Origin of the sequence: Paraburkholderia sp. BR10936 (assembly GCF_040965735.1) — a bacterium.
Taxonomy (GTDB): Bacteria; Pseudomonadota; Gammaproteobacteria; order Burkholderiales; family Burkholderiaceae; genus Paraburkholderia; species Paraburkholderia nodosa_A.
Map to the genome: position 1 here is coordinate 1 of NZ_JBFRCM010000003.1, position 21,223 is coordinate 21,223.

18 protein-coding genes are annotated in these 21,223 nt (G+C 64.1%); 12 read left to right on the forward strand and 6 right to left on the reverse strand.

The genetic code is table 11. The features are described from left to right. Window positions 1-478: 478 nt before the first annotated feature. Window positions 479-1,738, reverse strand: a complete 1,260-nt coding sequence (locus AB4Y36_RS06520) for an SGNH/GDSL hydrolase family protein (RefSeq protein WP_368682599.1) — start codon at window positions 1,736-1,738, stop codon at window positions 479-481. Window positions 1,739-2,002: 264 nt separating this feature from the next. Between AB4Y36_RS06520 and paaA the strand changes: the two genes are divergently transcribed. The 8 genes from paaA (at window position 2,003) to AB4Y36_RS06560 (ending at window position 8,325) form a co-directional block, all read left to right on the forward strand. Beyond that, window positions 2,003-3,001 carry a 1,2-phenylacetyl-CoA epoxidase subunit PaaA gene (gene paaA / locus AB4Y36_RS06525; protein ID WP_133183465.1) on the forward strand — a complete coding sequence of 333 codons (999 nt, stop codon included), beginning with the start codon at window positions 2,003-2,005 and terminating at the stop codon, window positions 2,999-3,001. Window positions 3,002-3,041: 40 nt separating this feature from the next. Then, window positions 3,042-3,326, forward strand: a complete 285-nt coding sequence (gene paaB / locus AB4Y36_RS06530) for a 1,2-phenylacetyl-CoA epoxidase subunit PaaB (RefSeq protein WP_028203445.1) — start codon at window positions 3,042-3,044, stop codon at window positions 3,324-3,326. 9 nt (window positions 3,327-3,335) lie between these two features. Further along, window positions 3,336-4,142, forward strand: coding sequence for a 1,2-phenylacetyl-CoA epoxidase subunit PaaC (paaC, locus tag AB4Y36_RS06535; protein WP_342949243.1), 807 nt, complete (start codon window positions 3,336-3,338; stop codon window positions 4,140-4,142). Window positions 4,143-4,171: 29 nt separating this feature from the next. Beyond that, entirely contained in the window at window positions 4,172-4,705 is a 534-nt protein-coding gene (gene paaD / locus AB4Y36_RS06540) for a 1,2-phenylacetyl-CoA epoxidase subunit PaaD (RefSeq protein WP_069264216.1), read from the forward strand. 1 nt (window position 4,706) lies between these two features. Further along, complete coding sequence (gene paaE, locus AB4Y36_RS06545) at window positions 4,707-5,795, forward strand: 1,2-phenylacetyl-CoA epoxidase subunit PaaE (protein WP_342949242.1); 1,089 nt, start codon at window positions 4,707-4,709, stop codon at window positions 5,793-5,795. A gap of 165 nt (window positions 5,796-5,960) precedes the next feature. Next, complete coding sequence (locus tag AB4Y36_RS06550; RefSeq protein WP_342949241.1) at window positions 5,961-6,785, forward strand: DUF1835 domain-containing protein; 825 nt, start codon at window positions 5,961-5,963, stop codon at window positions 6,783-6,785. Between the two features lie 6 nt (window positions 6,786-6,791). Continuing rightward, window positions 6,792-7,394, forward strand: coding sequence for a TetR/AcrR family transcriptional regulator (locus AB4Y36_RS06555; RefSeq protein WP_342949240.1), 603 nt, complete (start codon window positions 6,792-6,794; stop codon window positions 7,392-7,394). Window positions 7,395-7,659: 265 nt separating this feature from the next. Beyond that, complete coding sequence (locus AB4Y36_RS06560) at window positions 7,660-8,325, forward strand: GNAT family N-acetyltransferase (protein ID WP_342949239.1); 666 nt, start codon at window positions 7,660-7,662, stop codon at window positions 8,323-8,325. A gap of 82 nt (window positions 8,326-8,407) precedes the next feature. Here AB4Y36_RS06560 and AB4Y36_RS06565 read toward each other — a convergent pair whose 3' ends face one another. Continuing rightward, window positions 8,408-8,902, reverse strand: a complete 495-nt coding sequence (locus AB4Y36_RS06565) for an Lrp/AsnC family transcriptional regulator (protein ID WP_028203439.1) — start codon at window positions 8,900-8,902, stop codon at window positions 8,408-8,410. Between the two features lie 140 nt (window positions 8,903-9,042). On the opposite strand from AB4Y36_RS06565, the gene hppD reads away from it, so the two are divergent. Then, window positions 9,043-10,140: a 4-hydroxyphenylpyruvate dioxygenase gene (hppD, locus tag AB4Y36_RS06570; protein WP_069264228.1), complete on the forward strand. Its 1,098-nt coding sequence runs from the start codon at window positions 9,043-9,045 to the stop codon at window positions 10,138-10,140. Window positions 10,141-10,286: 146 nt separating this feature from the next. Here the strand turns inward: hppD and AB4Y36_RS06575 are convergent, their stop codons facing one another. Continuing rightward, window positions 10,287-10,475 carry a hypothetical protein gene (locus AB4Y36_RS06575; RefSeq protein ID WP_028203437.1) on the reverse strand — a complete coding sequence of 63 codons (189 nt, stop codon included), beginning with the start codon at window positions 10,473-10,475 and terminating at the stop codon, window positions 10,287-10,289. A 404-nt stretch (window positions 10,476-10,879) separates the two neighbouring features. On the opposite strand from AB4Y36_RS06575, the gene AB4Y36_RS06580 reads away from it, so the two are divergent. Next, a complete protein-coding gene (locus AB4Y36_RS06580; protein WP_368682600.1) occupies window positions 10,880-14,482 on the forward strand; it encodes an indolepyruvate ferredoxin oxidoreductase family protein in 3,603 nt (1,200 codons plus the stop codon). Between the two features lie 90 nt (window positions 14,483-14,572). Here the strand turns inward: AB4Y36_RS06580 and AB4Y36_RS06585 are convergent, their stop codons facing one another. Together AB4Y36_RS06585 and AB4Y36_RS06590 are read right to left on the reverse strand one after the other, a co-directional pair. Beyond that, window positions 14,573-16,858: an NADP-dependent malic enzyme gene (locus tag AB4Y36_RS06585; protein WP_368682601.1), complete on the reverse strand. Its 2,286-nt coding sequence runs from the start codon at window positions 16,856-16,858 to the stop codon at window positions 14,573-14,575. 216 nt (window positions 16,859-17,074) lie between these two features. After that, window positions 17,075-18,316, reverse strand: coding sequence for an MFS transporter (locus AB4Y36_RS06590; RefSeq protein WP_368682602.1), 1,242 nt, complete (start codon window positions 18,314-18,316; stop codon window positions 17,075-17,077). 378 nt (window positions 18,317-18,694) lie between these two features. Here AB4Y36_RS06590 and AB4Y36_RS06595 point away from each other — a divergent pair, with 378 nt between their 5' ends. After that, entirely contained in the window at window positions 18,695-19,381 is a 687-nt protein-coding gene (locus AB4Y36_RS06595) for an orotate phosphoribosyltransferase (protein WP_028203433.1), read from the forward strand. A 139-nt stretch (window positions 19,382-19,520) separates the two neighbouring features. Here AB4Y36_RS06595 and AB4Y36_RS06600 read toward each other — a convergent pair whose 3' ends face one another. Next, window positions 19,521-20,228, reverse strand: a complete 708-nt coding sequence (locus tag AB4Y36_RS06600; protein ID WP_069264237.1) for a response regulator — start codon at window positions 20,226-20,228, stop codon at window positions 19,521-19,523. Window positions 20,229-20,563: 335 nt separating this feature from the next. Here AB4Y36_RS06600 and AB4Y36_RS06605 point away from each other — a divergent pair, with 335 nt between their 5' ends. Continuing rightward, on the forward strand, window positions 20,564-21,088 hold the full coding sequence (locus tag AB4Y36_RS06605) for a YbhB/YbcL family Raf kinase inhibitor-like protein (RefSeq protein ID WP_368682821.1): 525 nt from the start codon (window positions 20,564-20,566) through the stop codon (window positions 21,086-21,088). The last annotated feature ends 135 nt before the right edge of the window (window positions 21,089-21,223 follow it).

Sequence of the window (21,223 nt, forward strand, 5' to 3'; positions counted from 1 at the left end):
CTCTTCAGTTCAATACCTGTTACTGTTTTCGGTCTCTCTCGAGACCGGTCGCTCACTCAAAGCTGACAGGTTCTGAATAAATTCAAAAACCTGACTTACTTTAGTGTGAGACTCTTGATACTTTTGCTGCTCCCGGCTTCATTCCGAAGAACAAGACCAGGTCGCCACCGCATCAAGCGCCCACACTTATCGGCTGTAAATTTTTAAAGATCGATCGCGAAGTTGCCGTTAAAACTGCTCAACTACCGGCTTCTTTCTGCGTTGCTGCGTCAGCAGCAGAGAAACGAGATTATGAAGAATCTTTTCCGCTTCGTCAACCCCTTTTTTTCGCTCACCGCTTGAAAAAGCTTGCTGACTCCTGCGTCCGCCGGTTTCCGCGGCGGCCTTCGCTGCCCTGACGTCGGAGACATCGAACTGCGAAGGGGGCGAATCTTATCGCCCCCGCCGGCGCTGTGCAAGGGGGTGGCGAAAATATTCCTCACTTGCGGGTAAGGACCTCCAGCGGCACCGCATTCGCCATCGCCGCGTAGCCCGCATCGCTTGGGTGGATGTGGTCGCCACTGTCATAGCCGTAACGCAGTCGCGCCGGATCTGCCGGGTCCCGCAGCGCGGCATCGAAGTCGACCACGCCGTCGAACGCCCCGCTCGTCCGAATCCACTGGTTCACCGCCGTGCGGATTGCCTCGCGCTCCGGCGGCAGTGAAGCTGGCGTGAGCGTCGCGCCGAAAATGCGCACGCCGCGCCCATGTGCCTGCGCGATCACGCGGCGGTAGCCCGCGATCAGGTCGTTCGCGTCCACTTGCGTATGAGGAAAGTCGCAGTCGAGGCCCGATCGCGCCGGCATCGCCTGGAAGTTGATGTCGTTGATGCCGATGAGCAGCACCACGGTCTTCACGCCCGGATGGCCGAGCGCGTCGCGGCCAAAGCGCCGCTCGAGCGCCTCGCCATAGCAAGGCGAATCGCTCAGCAGCCGGTTGCCGCTGATCCCGAGATCGATCACGCCGAGATCCGTGCGCTGCGACTGGGCGATGCGGCGCGCCAACGCGTCCGGCCAGCGACGGTTCTGGTTGAGCGAGGAACGCATGCCATCGGTAATGGAATCGCCGATCGCCGCGACTGTCGACGCCCCCGGCGCCTCGACCGCCAGCCCCGTCACCCACGCGTACTGCGTAAAGCGCTGGGTGAACGCGCCAATCGACGGATCGGCGACGTGATTGCCCGGACGAGAGACGTAATTCACCTGGCTCGCCACGCGGTGCCACGCAACCATCTTTTGCTCGGCTCCCATATAGGAGCTGATCGCGTATGGCGCGTGCGCCTTCAGATCGATCTGGACCGGATCGCTATCGAGCGCCGCGCCGGGCGGCACCGACACCGACGCCCGCCCGCCGAAGGTCACGTGCACCGTGCCCGCCTCGCTCGCCGCCGCGCCGCCGGCCGACGGTGCAATCGCCATCGCCTCGATCACGAGCGGCGTGCGCCCATAGAGATTGCTCACATGCACCCGCGCGACCGTGCCGCCCAGCGTCGGATACACGATCTGGCGAACGGTACGTCCGGCCACCTCGGGCGCACGGTACAGCGCAGGGAGCGCGTCGCGCTCGGGAATCGACTGCAGCGGCGTCGCCCAGCTCGTGACCCAGGGGCTCGGGGCTTGATCCGCGAATGCCGGAGACGTGGCGCCCAGCGAAATGAACAAAGCGGCCGCGGCCGCGAGGGGAGCAAAAGAAATCTTCATCCGTGAACGAGTGCGCAGGCAAAGGGGCATTGTGCCCCATGGCCCGGTGCCCAGCCTTCCATCCACCTGACAATCCAGCGCACGAAACCAAGCGAAACCCACGCACAAGCCGCCCGCACCAACAAATCCCAGGCATTCCTGCTGCTGCCCCACTAAAACTCAGCGGTAGGCCCGATTTCCTTGCCCTACCTCAAAAAATTCATTTACCGACCGGTCGGTTGGTTTATACTGCGCGACATACCCAACTTCGACGAGAGCGTCTCCATGTACACGCAATCCCTCGACATCCCCGGCAACGTTGCTCCGCTCGACGCGGACGCAACCTCGCCGGAGCAGGCGCAGTTCGACGCCATCATGGCCGCCGACGGCAAGATCGAGCCGCAGGACTGGATGCCCGAAGCCTATCGTAAGACGCTCGTGCGCCAGATCTCGCAGCATGCGCACTCGGAAGTCGTCGGCATGCTGCCGGAAGGCAACTGGATCTCGCGCGCGCCTAGCCTCAAGCGCAAGGCGATCCTGCTCGCCAAGGTGCAGGACGAAGCCGGCCACGGCCTCTATCTGTATAGCGCGGCGGAAACGCTTGGCGTTTCGCGCGACCAGCTCGTCGACGCCCTGCACGCCGGCAAGGCCAAGTATTCGAGCATTTTCAATTACCCGACGCCCACGTGGGCCGATGTCGGCGTGATCGGCTGGCTCGTGGACGGCGCGGCGATCATGAACCAGATCCCGCTGTGCCGCTGCACGTATGGCCCGTACGCGCGCGCCATGATCCGCATCTGCAAGGAAGAGTCGTTCCACCAGCGTCAGGGCTTCGATGCGCTGCTCGCCATGATGAGCGGCACCGAAGCGCAGCGCGAACTCGTTCAGCAGTCCGTGAACCGCTGGTGGTGGCCGGTGCTGATGATGTTCGGCCCGAGCGACGCCGACTCGGTCCACAGCAACCAGTCCGCCAAATGGGGTATCAAGCGCATTTCGAACGACGATCTGCGCCAGAAGTTCGTCGATGCGACGGTCGAGCAGGCCAAGGTGCTGGGCGTCACGCTGCCCGATCCCGATCTGAAATGGAACGAAGCGCGCGGCCACTACGACTACGGCACGATCGACTGGGAAGAATTCTGGCGCGTCGTGAACGGCGACGGCCCGTGCAACCGCGAGCGTCTCGGCACGCGCGTGAAGGCACACAACGAAGGCGCTTGGGTGCGCGAAGCCGCCCTCGCCCACGCCGAAAAGCAACGTCAGCGCGCCGAAAAGCACGCAGCTTGAGCACACCTCATACATGAATCAGGAAGGAAGGAGATCCACGATGAACAAGGAATGGCCGATCTGGGAAGTGTTCGTGCGTAGCAAGCAGGGCCTCGACCACAAGCACTGTGGCAGCCTGCACGCCTCCGACGCCTCGATGGCGCTGCGCATGGCGCGCGACGTCTACACGCGCCGCCAGGAAGGCGTGAGCATCTGGGTGGTGCCGTCGTCGGCAATTACGGCATCGGATCCGAACGAAAAGGCCGAGCTCTTCGAGCCGGCCGGCGACAAGATCTATCGCCACCCGACGTTCTACACGCTGCCCGACGAAGTCAACCACATGTAAGAGCGCAACATGACGACGCCCACGCCTGAACAACTCGCGTACGTGCTGCGCCTCGCCGATACAGCGCTGATCCTCGGTCAGCGCAACACGGAATGGTGCGGCCACGGCCCGATCCTCGAAGAAGACATCGCGCTCGCCAACATGAGCCTCGACCTGATCGGTCAGGCGCGCCTGCTCTACACGCATGCCGCCACGCTCGAAAACGCCCTCACCGGCCGCGAGCGCACGGAGGACGACTACGCCTACTTCCGCGCCGAGCGCGAGTTCGCGAACTACACGCTCGCAGAACTGCCGCACTTCGGCCCGCTCGCCGGCACGACGCATTCGGCCAACGACTACGCCGTGACAATCGTGCGCAATTTCCTCTACGCCACGCTGATGGGGCATCTGTGGACCGCGCTGCTGCGCTCCGCCGACCCGCAACTGGCCGCGATCGCCGAGCGCTCGATCAAGGAAACGCGCTACCACGTGCACCATGCGCGCGAGTGGCTGATCCGTTTCGGCGACGGCACCGACGAATCGCACCGCCGCGCCCAGGCCGCCATCGACTGGCTGATGCCGTACACGCGGGAATTCTTCAGCACCGATGCCGTGGAAACGGCCGTGGCCGAAGCCGGCATCGCGCCGCTCGCCGCACAGTTCGAAGCGGCGTGGCGCACCGACGTGGAAGCCGCGCTCGAAGAAGCCACGCTCGCCATGCCCGCGCCGGTGTTGCACGTCACGACCGGCAAGCACGGCGAGCACTCGGAGCACATGGGTTTCGTGCTGGCCGAGATGCAGAGCCTCGCGCGCCAGCACCCGGACGCGCGCTGGTAAGCACCCCCGCAGGAACAGAGGAAGTCACGATGCAAGCAACGGCAGATCACGCGCTCGAACGCGCGTGGGAAGTGCTGGAATCGGTGCCCGATCCGGAGATTCCGGTCGTGTCGATCCGCGAACTGGGCATTCTGCGCGACGTGCGCCGCGCCGACGACGGCCAGATCGAAGTGGTCATCACGCCCACCTACTCCGGCTGCCCGGCGATGTCGCAGATCGCGGAGGACGTCGCGCACGCGCTCGACGCCGCCGCGCTCGCGCCCTACCGCATCGCGACGACCCTCACGCCCGCGTGGACCACCGACTGGATCACCGACGAAGCGCGCGAGAAGCTGCGCGCCTATGGCATCGCGCCGCCCACGGGCAACTGCGGCTCCGCGCCTCGATCGGCCGAACAGCCGATCACCTTCATCGCGAAACCGAAGCCGTTGCCCGCGCCCGCCTGCCCGCACTGCGGCTCGCAGCACACCGAACGCCTCGCGCAGTTCGGCTCGACTGCGTGCAAGGCGCTCTACCGCTGCATCGACTGCCGCGAACCCTTCGACTACTTCAAACCGTACTGATATGGCCACTCCGCAATTCCATTCGCTGCGCATCCGCGAAGTGCGGCCCGAAACCGCGGACGCGGTCTCTGTCGCTTTCGAAGTCCCGCCCGAGCTGCGCGAGGCGTTTCGCTTCACCCAGGGGCAGTTCGTGACGCTCAAGACGCACATCGATGGCGAAGAAACGCGTCGTTCGTACTCGATCTGCGTGGGCGTCACCGACTACGACCGCGATGGGGAGCTGCGCATCGGCATCAAGCGCGTGCGCGGCGGGCGTTTTTCGAACTTCGCGTTCGATCAGCTCGCGCCCGGCCACGAGATCGACGTGATGACGCCCGATGGCCGCTTTTTCACGCACCTGAATGCCGAGCACGGCAAGCACTACGTGGCGTTCTCGGGCGGTTCGGGCATCACGCCCGTGCTCGCGATCATCAAGACGACGCTTGAATCGGAGCCGCGCAGCGCGTTCACGCTCGTGTACGGCAACCGCAGCGTCGACTCGATCATGTTCGCCGAGGAACTGGAAGACCTGAAGAACCGCTTCATGAGCCGCTTCCGCCTCTATCACGTGCTCTCGGACGACCTGCAGGACGTCGAGCTTTTCAACGGCGTGCTCGATCAGGCCAAGTGCGCGGCGTTCCTCGAAACGCTCTTGCCCGCCGACGAGATCGACGAAGCCTTCATCTGCGGCCCCGGCCCGATGATGGACGCCGCCGAAGCCGCGTTCAAGGACGCGGGCGTACCGCCGCAGAAGGTGCACGTGGAGCGCTTCGGCTCGCCGCTGCCGCAGGCGGGCGTGCCGAACGTCGAGATCACCGAAAACACGCCGGCGGCCGACCTCGAAATCGTCATCGACGGCAAGAAGCGCAAGATGCGCCTGCCATACGAGGGCGTAAGCCTGCTCGACGTCGGCCTGAAGGCGGGTCTGGCGCTGCCTTACGCGTGCAAGGGCGGCGTGTGCTGCACCTGCCGCGCCAAGGTGCTCGAAGGCGAAGTGAAGATGGACAAGAACTACACGCTCGAGGAGCAGGAGGTGAAGGACGGCTTCGTGCTCACCTGCCAGTGCCATCCGGTGAGTGAGCGTGTGGTCGTGAGTTTCGACGAACGTTAAGGCGTTAGAGCAACAGCACGCTTTCGGCCCGCAGGCGATCCGCTTACACTAGGGGCCGCCCGCGGGTGTTGCAGCGCAGCGCTGCAGCACCCGCGGGCGGCTCCTTTTGTTATTTGCGTGCTTTCGGGCTTACAGGGCGTTCAGCGTGAACGCAACGAGTTGTCGATGACCACGATTCACCTCATTTACGGCGAGCCGGCCGTGACGGCGCTACGACAGGCTCTCGAAGCGGCAGGCCGTCCGGACCGCGTGATCGCCCTGCGCGACGACCTGACGGTCGGTCCGTTGCGCGACATCGACGTGGCGGGCGACCCAGGCGTCGCGCAACGCGCCGCCTTCTGGGAGCGCCTGAGCGATGCGCCGCCAACCCTCGCCCACGACGACTGTGCGGCGCTGGGTGAGCTCGAAGCCGACGATTCCCACGTGGTGTTCTGGCACACGCACGACGCCGCCCACCAGCTCGCGTTGCGGCGGGTCTGCTACCGCTTGCGCGACGTCCCGCAGCGCCTGAATGAAGTGCGTCTGACTGCCGACGAAATTTCGGGCCCGAACGCCGCAGCCCGCATCGAGGCGCGCTTGCCGGACGCCGCGCCGATCTCGGTCCTGCGCATCACGCGTCTCGCGCTGGAGTGGCAGGAAGCCAAGTTCGCCAATGGCGAGACGCGCCGCTGGCGCGACAACACCTTTACGAGCGGCACGTGGAGCGACCTCGACGCCATGATCCTCGACGTGCTCGACGCCCATGAAGACCGTCCGGCGGACGCTTCCTGGCTCGCCAGCGACGTGCTCGGCGCAGCGCTCACGCGTGGCGGCGCCGGCTTCACGGTTGGCGAGCCCGTCGTGCTGTGGCGCCTGCGCGAGTTGTGCGCGGCCGAAGAACTGCGCCTGCGCGACGATATGTGCGCCGCCTGCGCCCCGCTCGCCGCTGCCGCGCGCGCCGCGCGTCCGCCGCTGCCGCAAACCGCCGCGCACCTTTCCCTCCCCCGCTGAATTCCCATGGCACGCACCCGAGCGCCCGACCACGAAACCCAACGCGACCAGATCCTCGAGCTCGCCGCCGCCAAATTTGCGCAGACGAGCTACCCGAGCACCTCGATGTCGGATCTCGCGGCCGCCAGCGGCACCTCGAAGGCGCGGCTCTATCACTATTACGAGAGCAAGGAAGCGATCCTCTTCGACCTGCTCGATCGCTACACCAAGCGGCTCATGCTGATCATCGCGGAGGTCGAAGGCGCGAGCCAGCGGCGCGGTCACGACGAGCGCGAGAGCTTCGCGGAGCTGATTCGCGCGTTTCTCGCCGAGTACGAAACCTCGCACAGCCGCCACGTGGCGCTCCTGAACGACGTCAAATACCTCGTGGACGCCCAGCGCGAGATCATCCTGAACCGCCAGCGCGACGTGGTCGCCGCATTTACGCGCCAACTCGCGCGCGCGTATCCGGGCCACGTCACGATCGAAAACCAGACTGCGCTGACGATGATGGTGTTCGGCATGATCAACTGGACGTTTACGTGGCTCAAACCCGGCGGCCGCATGGGATATCGCGACTTCGCCGAGCAGGTGATCGCCATGGTCGATCACGGTCTGAAGGGCGCCTGAAGGTGGCTTGGGACGGTGCTCCGGGCGATAGAACTTTTCGGGCCAGATTGCTGCAACGCGACATGATGCGTCAGGACAACAGTTGACGAGTCAAACGACTCATTCAGAATAAGCGTTAATAATCAGTCGCTTGCGCTCATATTTTTATTAATTAGGCGCAACACTCAAATTTGCACTCCGGGTTTTCCCTAGAGCGCACCCAGGGTTTCCGCTAGAATGCGTTTTGCGCTGCATCATGCGGCATGCATTCCAAGGAGAACCCATCATGAACCCGCTTTCGACCCACGCCAACGTGCCGATCATGTCGTCCGCTCGTCCGCTGACGTCCGGTCATGCGCCCGTCATGGTGCGAGTGCTCACCTCGGCAGACCGCGAACGCCTGCTCGCGCACTTTCTCTCGCTCGACAGCGACGACCGCCTGCTGCGCTTCGGCCAGGCCGCGCCGGACCACGTGATCGAAAAGTACGTGCGCTCGATGGATTTCACGCGCGACACCGTGTTCGGCGTGTTCGACCACCAGTTGCAACTCGTGGGCGTCGGCCATCTCGCCTACCTGCCGGCGGACGGCAACGGCCGCACGGCCGAGTTCGGCGTGTCCGTGCAGGAAAGCGCGCGCGGCCAGGGCATCGGCTCGAAGCTGTTCGAGCGCGCCGCCATCCGCAGCCGCAACACGCACGTCACCACGCTCTACATGCACTGCCTGTCGCGCAACTCGACGATGATGCACATCGCGAAGAAGTCGGGCATGAAGATCGAGTACGCGTATGGCGAAGCCGACGCTTATCTCTCGCTCGAGCCGGCCGACCAGAGCAGCATCATCGCCGAAATGCTCCAGGAACAAGCCGCCGTGTTCGACTACGCGCTCAAGCGTCAGGCGCGCCAGGCCAGCAAGCTGATGGAAACGATCCTGCCGCAGGCTGTCGCGGCGTGACTCCTGCCCTTCGGGACAGACTGATGCATTGAAAAAGCGGCCTCGGCCGCTTTTTTTGCGTCTGCTGCACGGCACCGCGCAGTCAGCGGATCGGCAAAGCCGTCGTTTCCTTGAACGTGTCGAGCGAAAAGCTGGACTTCACGTCGATCACCGAAGGATGGTGCAGCAACTGGTCCTGCACGAAGCGCGAGAAGTGCGCCATATCCTCCACCTGCACGCGCAGCAGAAAATCCATGTCGCCCGTCATCGCGTGGCAGGCCACCACCTCCGGCCAGGTCTGCACCGCCGCACGAAACAGCTCGGCGTGCGTCACGCCTTCGCGCCCCGCCGCCGTCGGCCCGCGCTTTTCCAGCCGCACGTTCACGTAGGCGAGCAGGTCGAGCCCCAGCTTCTGCGCATCGAGCAGCGCCACGTAGCTGCGGATCACGCCGCTTTCCTCCAGCCGCCGGATGCGCCGCAAACACGGGCTCGGCGAGAGATTCACGCGCTCGGCAATCTCCTGGTTCGAGAGCCGGCCATTCTCCTGAAGGATCGCCAGGATGCGCCTGTCGATCGCGTCCAATTCGATACTTGCCATTTTCTGCCTTCTCAACACTCATTTAAGGCAGTTTATAGCGTAGATCGACAGCAATGCGACCCAACTCGCAAGTTTTCTCCCAATACGGCGGACTACACTGTGCAGCACGAAATCTGATCTACATCAGCCAGGAGACAACCATGCAGGTCCCCAACTGGGAGAACCCCGTCGGCACCGACGGCTTCGAATTCATCGAATACACCGCGCCGGACCCCAAGGCGCTCGGCAAACTGTTCGAACGCATGGGTTTCACGGCCATCGCGCGCCATCGCCACAAGGACGTGACGCTCTATCGTCAGGGCGATATCAACTTCATCGTCAACGGCGAACCCGACTCGTTCGCCCAGCGCTTTGCGCGTTTGCACGGCCCGTCGATCTGCGCGATCGCCTTCCGCGTGCAGGACGCCGCCAAGGCCTACAAGCACGCGCTCGAACTTGGCGCGTGGGGCTTCGACAACAAGACCGGCCCGATGGAGCTGAACATTCCGGCCATCAAGGGCATTGGCGACTCGCTGATCTATTTCGTCGACCGCTGGCGCGGCAAGAACGGCGCGGCGCCGGGCAGCATTGGCGACATCAGCATCTATGACGTCGACTTCGAGCCGATCGCGGGCGCCGAGCAGAACCCGGTCGGCCACGGCCTCACCTATATCGACCACCTCACGCACAACGTCCATCGCGGCCGCATGAACGAATGGGCCGAGTTCTACGAGCGCCTCTTCAACTTCCGCGAAATCCGCTACTTCGACATCGAAGGCAAGGTCACCGGCGTGAAGTCGAAGGCGATGACCTCGCCCTGCGGCAAGATCCGCATCCCGATCAACGAGGAAGGCGGCGAGACGGCAGGCCAGATCCAGGAATATCTCGACGCCTATCACGGCGAAGGCATCCAGCACATCGCGCTCGGCACGAACGACATCTACCGCACCGTGGACGGCCTGCGCGCCAGCGAAATCGCGCTGCTCGACACGATCGACACGTACTACGAGCTCGTAAACCGCCGCATTCCGGGCCACACCGAGCCGCTCGAAGAACTCAAGAAGCGCAAGATCCTGATCGACGGCATGCCCGAAGACCTGCTGCTGCAGATCTTCACGGAGAACCAGATCGGCCCGATCTTCTTCGAGATCATCCAGCGCAAGGGCAACCAGGGCTTCGGCGAGGGCAACTTCAAGGCGCTGTTCGAATCGATCGAACTCGATCAGATCCGCCGGGGCGTGGTGCAGGACAAGGCATGACGCACTCGCATCAGTAATTTCGGCCAAAGCCAAACAAAAAGGGCGAAAGATCGCGCGATCTTCGCCCTTTTTGACTTTTGAATCCGCCGCCGCACACCCCGGCGCCGGATTCGGGTGAATGGAATACTGCGCGGATCAGCGCGGCATCAGGATTTGCGTTCGGCCTTCGCGGCCGGCATGGCGTTCGTATCAGCCTTCATGCTCAGCGTGTACTGGGCGCATCGGGTCGTCGCATTCTCGCCGCTCTTTGTGCTGGCGTTCGAATGCAGCGGCGCGCTCATGGCAAAGAACGCAGCCGAGACCGTCAGGAAGGTCTGGATATGTCGATTATTCATGCTGGACTCCTTTTTAGACTGCCTGTTGCAGTAGTGCCCCTTTTAATAACTGTTAACAGCCAGGGAAGCTGCGCGGTTCGCACAGGTGAGGGAGTTAGACAGGATATTCAAGTCCGGTTCCCAAGTAGTGCAAGTTTTACACGTTGTTACTCCTCTGAGGAATTCGATACATCCGTTATTACACGGGGGTTTCAGGCCGCTTGCGCGACAAGGCGCCGCGGGCCCGAAACATGCAGCGGAGTGCGGCGCTGCGCTCCGAGGCTCGAAGCGGCGGGTTTATCCGAGTGCTACTATCGAAAGAAAGAAGCCAATATGGCGACCCCGGCCAGAGCATTCACAAGATGCCGAGGCCCTGAAGTTCTGGCGATCCCACAACGGATTGGTTGGATGGAGGAAGACACATAATGAATGCCCCGCTAGACGCAGGTCAGCGCGCTTCGCTCGAAGCCGCACTCGCTTCCGTCACGCTCGACGATAAATACACCCTCGAACGCGGCCGCGCGTACATGAGCGGCATCCAGGCGCTGGTCCGCCTGCCGATGCTGCAGCAGGAGCGCGACAAGGCCGCCGGTCTCAATACCGCGGGGTTCGTCTCAGGCTATCGCGGTTCGCCACTCGGCGGTCTCGATCAGTCCCTCTGGAAGGCGAAGCAGCACCTCGCCGCGCATCAGATCGTCTTTCAGCCAGGTGTGAACGAAGACCTCGCCGCGACCGCCGTGTGGGGCTCGCAGCAGGTGAACCTGTACCCGTCCGCGAAATACGACGGCGTGTTTTCGATGTGGTACGGCAAGGGCCCGGGCGTCGACCGCAGCGGCGATGTGTTCAAGCACGGCAACTCCGCCGGCTCGTCGCCGCACGGCGGTGTGCTCGTGCTCGCCGGCGACGACCATGCGGCCAAATCGTCCACGCTCGCGCACCAGTCGGAGCACGTCTTCAAGGCCTGCGGACTACCGGTGTTGTTCCCCTCGAACGTCCAGGAATATCTCGACTTCGGCCTGCATGGCTGGGCGATGAGCCGCTACTCGGGCCTCTGGGTTGCAATGAAATGCGTGACCGACGTGGTGGAATCGTCGGCGTCGGTCGAGCTCGATCCGCATCGCACGAACATCATCCTCCCCGAAGACTTCGCGATGCCCGAGGGCGGCCTTAACATCCGCTGGCCCGATCCTCCGCTCGTACAGGAAGCGCGTCTGCTCGACTACAAGTGGTACGCGGGCCTCGCCTATGTGCGCGCCAACAAGCTCGACCGCATCGAGATCGATTCGCCGCACGCGCGCTTCGGCATCATCACGGGCGGCAAGGCGTATCTGGATGTGCGCCAGGCGCTCACCGACCTCGGCCTCGACGACGAAACCTGCTCGCGCATCGGTATCCGGCTCTACAAGGTCGGCTGCGTGTGGCCGCTCGAGGCGCAGGGCGCGCACGCCTTCGCGCGCGGCCTCGAAGAGATTCTCGTGGTCGAGGAAAAGCGCCAGATTCTCGAATACGCGATCAAGGAAGAGCTGTACAACTGGCCCGACGCGCAGCGTCCGCGCGTGTACGGCAAGTTCGACGAAAAGGACGGCGCAGGTGGCGAATGGTCGGTGCCGATGGGCAACTGGCTCCTGCCCGCGCACAACGAGCTGTCGCCGGCGATCATCGCCCGGGCGATCTCCACGCGGCTCGACAAGTTCGAATTGCCCTCGGACGTGCGCGCGCGTATCGCGGCGCGCATGAGCGTGATCGAGGCCAAGGAAAAGGCGCTCGCGAAGCCGCGCGTCCAGGCGGAGCGCAAGCCGTGGTTCTGCTCGGGCTGCCCGCACAACACATCGACGAACGTGCCCGAGGGCTCGCGCGCGATGGCCGGCATCGGCTGCCACTACATGACGGTGTGGATGGACCGCGGTACGAGCACCTTCAGCCAGATGGGCGGCGAAGGCGTGGCGTGGGTCGGTCAGGCGCCTTTCACGAACGACAAGCACGTGTTCGCCAATCTGGGCGATGGCACCTACTTCCACTCGGGCCTGCTCGCCATCCGCGCCGCGATCGCCTCGAAGGCGAACATCACCTACAAGATCCTCTATAACGATGCGGTCGCGATGACGGGCGGCCAGCCGGTCGACGGCACGCTCACGGTGCCGCAGATCACGCATCAGGTCGCCGCCGAAGGTGCAGCAAAGATCGTGATCGTCACCGACGAACCCGAAAAGTACGAAGGCGAACCCGCCACGAAGCTCGCGCCGGGGGTGACGATCCACCACCGTGACCAGCTCGATGCGATCCAGCGCGAACTGCGCGAGGTTCCCGGCACGACGATCCTGATCTACGACCAGACCTGCGCCACCGAAAAGCGCCGCCGCCGCAAGCGCGGCACGTATCCGGACCCGGCGAAGCGCGTGGTCATCAACGAGGCCGTGTGCGAAGGCTGCGGCGATTGCTCGGTGCAGTCGAATTGCCTGAGCGTCGAGCCGCTCGATACAGAATACGGCACGAAGCGCCAGATCAACCAGTCCACCTGCAACAAGGACTTCTCGTGCCTGAAGGGCTTCTGCCCGAGCTTCGTGACGGTGGAAGGCGGCCAGCTGCGCAAGCCGAAGACGAGCAGCGTCGCGAACGAAGCGATGCCGACCGTCCCGACGCCCGACGTGCCCGCTATCGACCGCCCCTACGGCGTGCTCGTGACGGGCGTGGGCGGCACCGGCGTGGTGACGATTGGGGCGTTGCTCGGCATGGCCGCGCACCTCGAATCCAAGGGCGTGACCGTGCTCGACGTGACCGGCCTCGCGCAAAAGGGCGGCGCGGTGATGAGCCACGTGCAGATCGCCAACCGCCCCGGCGACATCCACGCGACGCGCATCGCCATGGGCGAGGCGAACCTCGTGATCGGCTGCGACGCCATCGTGACGGCCGGCGACGACTGCGTCTCGCGCATGCAGGAAGGCATGACGCACGTGGTGCTCAACAGCGCGCCCACGCCGACCGCCGAGTTCATCAAGAATCCGCAGTGGCAGTTCCCGGGCTCCAACACCGAAGCCGACGTGCGCGCCGCGGCGGGCACGGACCACGTCGCGACCGTCGATGCGAACCGCTACGCGCTCGCGCTGCTCGGTGACGCGATCTACACGAACCCGTTCGTGCTCGGCTACGCGTGGCAAAAGGGCTGGCTGCCGCTCACGCACGAGTCGCTCGTGCGCGCGATCGAGTTGAACGCGGTGCAGGTCGAGAAGAATCTCGCGGCGTTCGAATGGGGCCGCCGCGTGGCGCACGATCGCGCCGCCGTGGATCAGCTCGTGAAGAAGCCGATGCCCGAGCAGAACGCCGAAGCGGCCGGCGCGAAGATCGTCTCGCTGCACACGCCAAAGGCGCTCGACACGCTCATCGAAAAGCGCGCGCAGTATCTCGCCGCGTATCAGAGCGCGGCATACGCGCGGCGCTATCGCGCGTTCGTCGAAAGCGTGCGCGAGGCCGAAGCGAAGCTCGAGCACGTGGACGGCCAGTCTCCGCTCACCGAGGCTGTTGCGAAGAACCTGCACAAGCTGATGGCGTACAAGGACGAGTACGAGGTCGCGCGCCTCTACGCGGACCCGGCGTTCATCGAGAAGATCAAGGCGAGCTTCGAAGGCGACTGGAAGGTGAATTTCCATCTCGCGCCGCCCTCGCTCGCGAAGCATGACGACAAAGGCCAGCTCGTGAAGAAGCAGTATGGCCCGCGCATGCTCACGGCCATGCGCGTGCTCGCGAAGTTCAGGTTCCTGCGCGGCACGGCGCTCGACCCGTTCGGCCGCACTGAGGAACGCCGTCACGAACGCGCATTGATCGGCGAGTACGAAACGCTGATGCGCGAAGTGATCGGCGGTCTGAGCGAAGCGAATCTGCCGCTCGCGCTGGAACTCGCGAACCTGCCCGACGCGATTCGCGGTTACGGCCATATCAAGGAGAACAACCTCAAGGCCGCGCGCGCGAAATGGGCCACGTTGCTCGCAAAGTGGCGCTCGCCGGAAAACGGCGCGGTGCAGAACGCGGCTTGACGCTCATATGATTCGAGGCGGTAAAAGCAAAGGGCGCTCCGTGCAATACGGAGCGCCCTTTTCACATCAGGCGATTCACGCCAAAGCGATTTACCTCGCTGCAGCCTTCGCCACGTTCGCGTTCGCCGAAGCCACCGCCGTCATGTTGATGATGCGTCGCACGGTGGCCGCCGGCGTGAGGATGTGCACCGGCTTCGACGCGCCCAGCAGGAACGGGCCGACCGTCACGCCTTCGCCGCCGATCACCTTCAGCAGGTTGTAGGCGATGTTGGCCGCTTCCACGTTCGGCATGATCAGCAGGTTCGCTTCGCCCGTGAGCGTCGTGCCCGGGAACGACTGCTTGCGGATCAGCTCGGAGAGCGCCGCGTCGCCGTGCATTTCGCCGTCCACTTCGAGCTGCGGATCGCGCGCGGCGATCAGCTCGCGTGCGGCCTGCATGCGCTGCGCGGTCGACGAACGCACGCTGCCGAAGTTCGACGACGAAAGCAGCGCGACCTTCGGCGTGATGCCGAACTTCTCGATTTCGCGCGCGGCGAGGATCGTCATGTCGGCGAGCTGCTCGGCGCTCGGCACTTCGTTCACGTAGGTGTCGCTGATGAAGATGTTGCGGCCCGGCAGCATCAGCAGGTTCATCGCGGCGTAGTTCCCGGCTTCCTTCGCCTTGCCGAACACCTGATCGATGAACTTGAGGTGATAGTCGAAGCTGTTGAGCAGGCCGCAGACCATGCCGTCGGCGTCGCCGAGGTGCACGAGAATCGCGCCGATCAGCGTGTTGAACTTGCGCACCGAAGCCTTCGCTACTTCAGGCGTGATGCCCTGACGCGCACCGAGTTCGTGGTACGCCTGCCAGCTCTTCTGGAAGCGCGGATCGTCTTCGGGATCGACGATCTCGAAGTCGGCGCCCAGACGCAGCTTCGAGCCCATCTTCTTCAGGCGCATTTCCACGACCGACGGACGGCCCACGATGATGGGCCTGGCGATCTTCTCGTTGAGCACGAACTGCGCGGCACGCAGCACGCGCTCGTCCTCGCCTTCGGCGAACACGATGCGCGCGCAGTTGGCCTTCGCCGCCGCGAACACCGGACGCATCACCATGCCCGAGCGATACACGGTCGCGCCCAGTTGCTCGCGGTAGGCTTCCATGTCCTGGATCGGGCGCGTGGCCACGCCCGAATCCATCGCGGCCTGCGCCACGGCCGGCGCGATCTTGATGATGAGGCGCGGGTCGAAAGGCTTCGGAATCAGGTATTCCGGGCCGAACTCGAGCGTGTGGCCTTCATAGGCCTTCGCCACTTCGTCGCCCTGATCGGTTTCCTCGGCGAGTTCCGCGATCGAGCGCACGCACGCGAGCTTCATCTCTTCGGTGATGGTCGTCGCGCCCACATCCAGCGCGCCACGGAAGATGAACGGGAAGCACAGCACGTTGTTGACCTGGTTCGGATAGTCCGAACGGCCCGTGGCGATGATCGCGTCCGGGCGCACCTTCTTCGCGTCTTCCGGGCGGATTTCCGGCTCCGGGTTCGCGAGTGCGAGGATCAGCGGTTTGTCGCCCATCTCCTTGACCATCTCGGGCTTGAGCACGCCTGCGCTCGAGCAGCCGAGGAACACGTCGGCGGCCTTGATTGCGTCGCCGAGCGTGCGCGCTTCGGTGTTGGCGGCGTAACGCGCCTTCGACGGATCGAGATTGCCGCGGCCTTCGTAGATCACACCCTTCGAGTCGGTGACGAGGACGTTCTCTTTCTTCAGACCGAGATTCACGAGCAGGTCCAGACACGCGATCGCCGCTGCGCCCGCGCCCGAGCACACGAGCTTCACTTCATCGAGTTTCTTCTCGACCACTTTCAGGCCGTTGAGAATCGCCGCCGAAGCGATGATGGCCGTGCCGTGCTGATCGTCGTGGAAGACCGGAATCTTCATGCGCTCGCGCAGCTTCTTCTCGATGTAGAAGCACTCGGGCGCCTTGATGTCTTCGAGGTTGATGCCGCCGAGCGTGGGCTCGAGCATCGCGATGGCTTCGACGAGCTTGTCCGGGTCGGTTTCGTCGAGTTCGATGTCGAACACGTCGATGCCGGCGAACTTCTTGAAAAGGCAGCCCTTGCCTTCCATCACCGGCTTGGCCGCGAGCGGGCCGATATTGCCGAGGCCGAGCACGGCCGTGCCGTTCGTCACGACGCCGACGAGGTTGGCGCGCGAGGTGTATTTCTGCGCATCGAGCGGTTCTTCGTGAATCGCCATGCACGCGGCCGCAACGCCGGGCGAATAAGCAAGCGAAAGATCGAGCTGGTTCGAGAGCGGTTTGGTCGGTGTGACCGAGATCTTGCCTGGCCTCGGATTCTGGTGATACGCGAGCGCGCTTTGCTTCAGTTGTTCATCCATTTTCAGGCCTGCCTGGACGTGAGAGGTGAGAGACGTGAGAGAGAATCTTTTATGGTCGTAGGCCCGCCGGCCCGCACGGCACGAGCGTTCCAGCAGGGCCGAATAGTGTACACCTGGCGCCGTTCGCGTCCACGTGGGTCAAAGACTGATACCGGGAATTCGCGCGGCCGATATTGCGGGATACTTCCGCGCTTTTGTCTTACGGTTGCGCGCTGCTCATTCGAGCATGGCGCCGCGGCGTTCGGGAATCAGAAAGAGGGTGGCGAGGATGTCGAGCACGTAGATGGCGGCGAGCATGCCGAGCGCCGCCGTGAAGGAATAGCGGGCGGCCAGCGCGCCCACGGCGAGCGGCCCGAAGCCGCCTACGGCGCGGCCGATGTTGAACAGCACGTTTTGCGCGGTGGCGCGTGCGGCGGTGGGATACAACTCGGAGATGAGCGCGCCGTAGCCGCCGATCATGCCGTTGACGAACACGCCCATTGCTGCGCCGCCGATCAGCAGCGCGAACGGCGTGGAAAGCTGCGCATAGACGAATACCATGACCACGGCGCCCGCCTGATAGAACAGGAACGCGGGCCGGCGCCCGAACCGGTCGGCGGCGATGCCGAAAAGCCAGATGCCGAGCGCCATGCCGGCAACCGTCGCGGCGGTCCACAACCCCGACTTCGTGAGCGAATAGCCAAAGGACTTCGAAAGGTACGCGGGCAACCAGATCATGAGCCCGTAGTAGCCGAAGTTCTGCACCGAACAGAGCACGGCTACGCCGAGGCTCGCGCGCGCGGTGCGCGCATCGGCCACGAGCATGCGCAGGGCGCGGGGGCGCTCGGCCCTGGCGGCAGCGGCCATGCGCTGCGCATGTGCGATGAAAAGCTCGGGCTCCTCCACGCGCCGCCGCACCACGAACGAGACGACCGCCGGCAGCAGCCCGATGGCGAACATGCCGCGCCAGCCGATCAGCGGGAGCAGCAGCGGCGTGAGCAGCGCCGCGGCAAGCACGCCCAGCTGCCAGCCGAGCCCGACATACGACGACGCGCGCGCGCGCAGTTGCGCGGGCCATGCCTCGGCGACGAGCGCCATGCCAATGCCGAACTCGCCACCCAGCCCGATGCCCGCGATCGTGCGGTAGACGAGCAAGTCGCCGTAGCCGCGCGCCAGCGCGCACATGCCGGTGAAGACGGCGAACAGCAGAATGGTCCACGTGAGCACGCGCACGCGGCCGTAGCGGTCGCTCAACAGCCCGAACACGATACCGCCCATCACCGCGCCGACGAGCGTCCAGGTGACGAGCGCGCCCGCCTGCGCGCCGGACAGATGCAAATCGACGCTGATCGCCGGCAGCATGAAGCCGAGCATCAGCAGATCGAAGCCGTCCATGGCGTAGCCGAGCACGGCGGCGACCAGCGCACGCAGGGCGTGGCTGCGCGTGGCGGCGGCAGGGTTGGTAGAAACGGCGGTCATGTGGGCAATCCTGAGAAACGTACGTGCACGGGGAGCGCAAACCGGCGTGAGTGTAAAGGCGTGGCCGGGCCGTCACAACCGCGACGCCAGGCGCACATAGCGCAGCGCCGCCGGCGTTCGCGCCCCACATCGCTGCCGGCGCTTGCCCGCGCGACTCGTCGGCAGTCGTCAAGTCGGGTAAAATACCGGCCTACGCGCGCAAGAGAAGCCGTCCGGACCGGGCGAGTCGCCTTGACCCCATGCAGTGAAAAAGGTCAGGCGATCCACGCCCCCGGGCCGCGCACCGCAGACGCCGAAGCCACGCTTCGCGCCCGCCGTGCCAGCGCCACCGGGCCACGCGCCCACCCTCCTCTCGCACTCATATCCAAGGATTCGCCCATGACAGGCTACGATCGCCAGACGATCTCGGACGCAACCGCGAAAATGCTGCTCGAAGTGAAGGCCGTGCACTTCAACGCCGAAAAGCCCTTCATCTTCACTTCCGGCTGGGCGAGCCCGGTCTACATCGACTGCCGCAAGCTGATCTCGTATCCGCGCGTGCGCCGCGGCCTGATGGAAATGGCCGAAGCCACGATCCTGCGCGACGTCGGCTACGAACAGATCGACGCCGTGGCCGGCGGCGAAACCGCGGGCATTCCGTTCGCGGCCTGGCTCTCCGACCGCCTGATGGTGCCCATGCAGTACGTGCGCAAGAAGCCGAAGGGTTTCGGCCGCAACGCGCAGATCGAGGGTCTGCTCACCGAAGGCCAGCGCGTGCTGCTCGTCGAAGACCTGACCACCGACAGCCGCAGCAAGATCAACTTCATCAACGCGCTGCGCACGGCCGGCGCGCAGGTGAACCACTGCTTCGTGCTGTTCCACTACAACATCTTCAAGGAAAGCGTCTCGGTCCTGAAGGACATCGACGTCGACCTGCACGCGCTCGCCACTTGGTGGGACGTGCTGCGCGTCGCCAAGGAGTCGGGCTACTTCGAAACGAAGACGCTCGACGAAGTCGAGAAATTCCTGCACGCACCGGCCGAGTGGTCGGCTGCGCACGGCGGCGCGACGTCGGCACCGCAGTAAGCGCTCGAATCGCGCTCGCACAAGCGTGAGCGCGTGGCAAAAGGGCCATCTGCCTCTGGGCAGATGGCCTTTTTTCTGGCTGGTGCAGCGGTGTAATGCGAACGTCGAGCGAACGTCGAGCGAATGTCGAGCGGCAGGATCAATGCGCCGTTTCTGCCTCGCCGCCCGCTTCGGGCACATTGGGCGCGTACGAGGAGAGATTGAGCAAGCCATTGCTCTGCGCGTACTGGAACAGTTCGGAGTCTCGATCGAGTCCGAGCTTGCGCATCGCCGTGTTCTTCTGAGTACTAATAGTCTTAATACTGCGGTTCAGCTTCTCGGATATTTCTTTAATCGTCATGCCCGAAACAAAGAGTCGCACGACCTCGAGTTCTCGCTTTGAGAGAATCACTTCATCGGTTTTCCCGCCGCTGTTGATGCGCAGTTGATCGAGCGCGGTCTTGACCTGTGGGCTCATGTATTCGAGATTGCGGCTCACATGCTGCACCGCGAGGCCGATGTGGCTCAGGTCGTCGGATTTGTGCACCACCGCGAACACGCCGAGTTCACCGAGGCGTTTGAGCAACGCGGGATTTTCGAGCATCGTGAGGACGACGATGGGAACGTTCGGGAAGTTGCGCCGCAGGTAGCCGATGAGCGGCAAACCGTCGCCGTACTGGCCGCCCGGCATGGCAAGGTCGGTCACCAGCACGTCGCAGGGACCGGCTTGCAACGCCTTGACGAGTTCGGTGGACTGACGGGCGCGCCCTACTACCTTGATGCCGGGAAAGTTGAGCAGTGCATGTTCCGCACCAAACAAGATCACCGGATGATCGTCGGCGACTACGACCCTGATTGGTTGCTGCATTAGCCCTCCGTGTAGGCAAACCTGCTTGTTGCTTTGGCGCTCGGCCAGTCCACATTTCGCTTGTTGTTCCGGCGTCCGACAGCTCCACGTGCCTAAGCGGGAGAATATACGACTATAACGAAATCCTCCCGCGCACCTGGTACGCGCGCAAGCGAAAGCTCGCTCGCTTATACCGCTATATTGGATCAGAGTCGGACCATCGAACAATTCAAATGTTTCCTTCAGAAAAACGTGGCCGGAATTTCACAAACATGCAGGAGAGCTCGCTGATGCGTACTCCATATGACTTTCAGCCAGGTTGCGCGCGCCGTGCGCGCCTATGCGCGTGGCTCGCGATGGCGAGCATTGTGGCGACAGCCAATTTAGCCTATGCAGGCGAAACATTCACAGTATCGAGCGCCGATTTCAGCGACGGCGGAAAAATCGGCCCGCGCCAGGTCTTCAACGATGCGGGCTGCAATGGACCCAACGAGTCACCCAGTTTGACCTGGCGCAATGCTCCCGCAGCCACACGGAGCTTTGCCATCACGATCTTCGATCGCGACGCGCCAGGACGCGGCTGGTGGCACTGGGCCGTCGCGAATATTCCGGCGCGCGTAACGAGCCTGCCGGAGAACGCCAGCGCCACGGGCGCGTTGCGCAAGCTTGGTGCGATCGAGGCGCGCAACGACTTCAACATCGACGGCTATGGTGGACCGTGCCCGCCGCCGGGCAGTCCCCACCGCTACGTCGTCACCGTCTATGCGCTGAACGTCGAAGCGCTGCCGCTCGCACAAGGCCGCCCGGCAGCGCTGTTCGATCGCGAGATCAGTGGCTCGACGCTCGGAAGCGCACAAATCACCGTCACGTACGGCCGCTGAGCGGGGGCGGTTGCGCGCGGCGAGCGTCTGAGCGCTTACGGGTAAGCCCCGATTTTTTCCGGACGCGTTCACACGCGCGTCCGCATGACGTCTTAAAATACCGTTCCAGCATCGCCCTGGGTGATGGCGCCCCCA

Coding starts and splice junctions, on each gene's coding strand:
- AB4Y36_RS06565 (WP_028203439.1), bottom strand. CDS start 8,902: ATGGCAAGTATCGAATTGGACGCGATCGACAGGCGCATCCTGGCGATC.
- paaC (WP_342949243.1), top strand. CDS start 3,336: ATGACGACGCCCACGCCTGAACAACTCGCGTACGTGCTGCGCCTCGCC.
- AB4Y36_RS06605 (WP_368682821.1), top strand. CDS start 20,564: ATGGCGAGCATTGTGGCGACAGCCAATTTAGCCTATGCAGGCGAAACA.
- AB4Y36_RS06590 (WP_368682602.1), bottom strand. CDS start 18,316: ATGACCGCCGTTTCTACCAACCCTGCCGCCGCCACGCGCAGCCACGCC.
- AB4Y36_RS06585 (WP_368682601.1), bottom strand. CDS start 16,858: ATGGATGAACAACTGAAGCAAAGCGCGCTCGCGTATCACCAGAATCCG.
- paaB (WP_028203445.1), top strand. CDS start 3,042: ATGAACAAGGAATGGCCGATCTGGGAAGTGTTCGTGCGTAGCAAGCAG.
- AB4Y36_RS06575 (WP_028203437.1), bottom strand. CDS start 10,475: ATGAATAATCGACATATCCAGACCTTCCTGACGGTCTCGGCTGCGTTC.
- AB4Y36_RS06600 (WP_069264237.1), bottom strand. CDS start 20,228: ATGCAGCAACCAATCAGGGTCGTAGTCGCCGACGATCATCCGGTGATC.
- AB4Y36_RS06560 (WP_342949239.1), top strand. CDS start 7,660: ATGAACCCGCTTTCGACCCACGCCAACGTGCCGATCATGTCGTCCGCT.
- paaE (WP_342949242.1), top strand. CDS start 4,707: ATGGCCACTCCGCAATTCCATTCGCTGCGCATCCGCGAAGTGCGGCCC.
- paaA (WP_133183465.1), top strand. CDS start 2,003: ATGTACACGCAATCCCTCGACATCCCCGGCAACGTTGCTCCGCTCGAC.
- paaD (WP_069264216.1), top strand. CDS start 4,172: ATGCAAGCAACGGCAGATCACGCGCTCGAACGCGCGTGGGAAGTGCTG.
- AB4Y36_RS06595 (WP_028203433.1), top strand. CDS start 18,695: ATGACAGGCTACGATCGCCAGACGATCTCGGACGCAACCGCGAAAATG.
- AB4Y36_RS06550 (WP_342949241.1), top strand. CDS start 5,961: ATGACCACGATTCACCTCATTTACGGCGAGCCGGCCGTGACGGCGCTA.
- AB4Y36_RS06555 (WP_342949240.1), top strand. CDS start 6,792: ATGGCACGCACCCGAGCGCCCGACCACGAAACCCAACGCGACCAGATC.
- AB4Y36_RS06520 (WP_368682599.1), bottom strand. CDS start 1,738: ATGAAGATTTCTTTTGCTCCCCTCGCGGCCGCGGCCGCTTTGTTCATT.
- AB4Y36_RS06580 (WP_368682600.1), top strand. CDS start 10,880: ATGAATGCCCCGCTAGACGCAGGTCAGCGCGCTTCGCTCGAAGCCGCA.
- hppD (WP_069264228.1), top strand. CDS start 9,043: ATGCAGGTCCCCAACTGGGAGAACCCCGTCGGCACCGACGGCTTCGAA.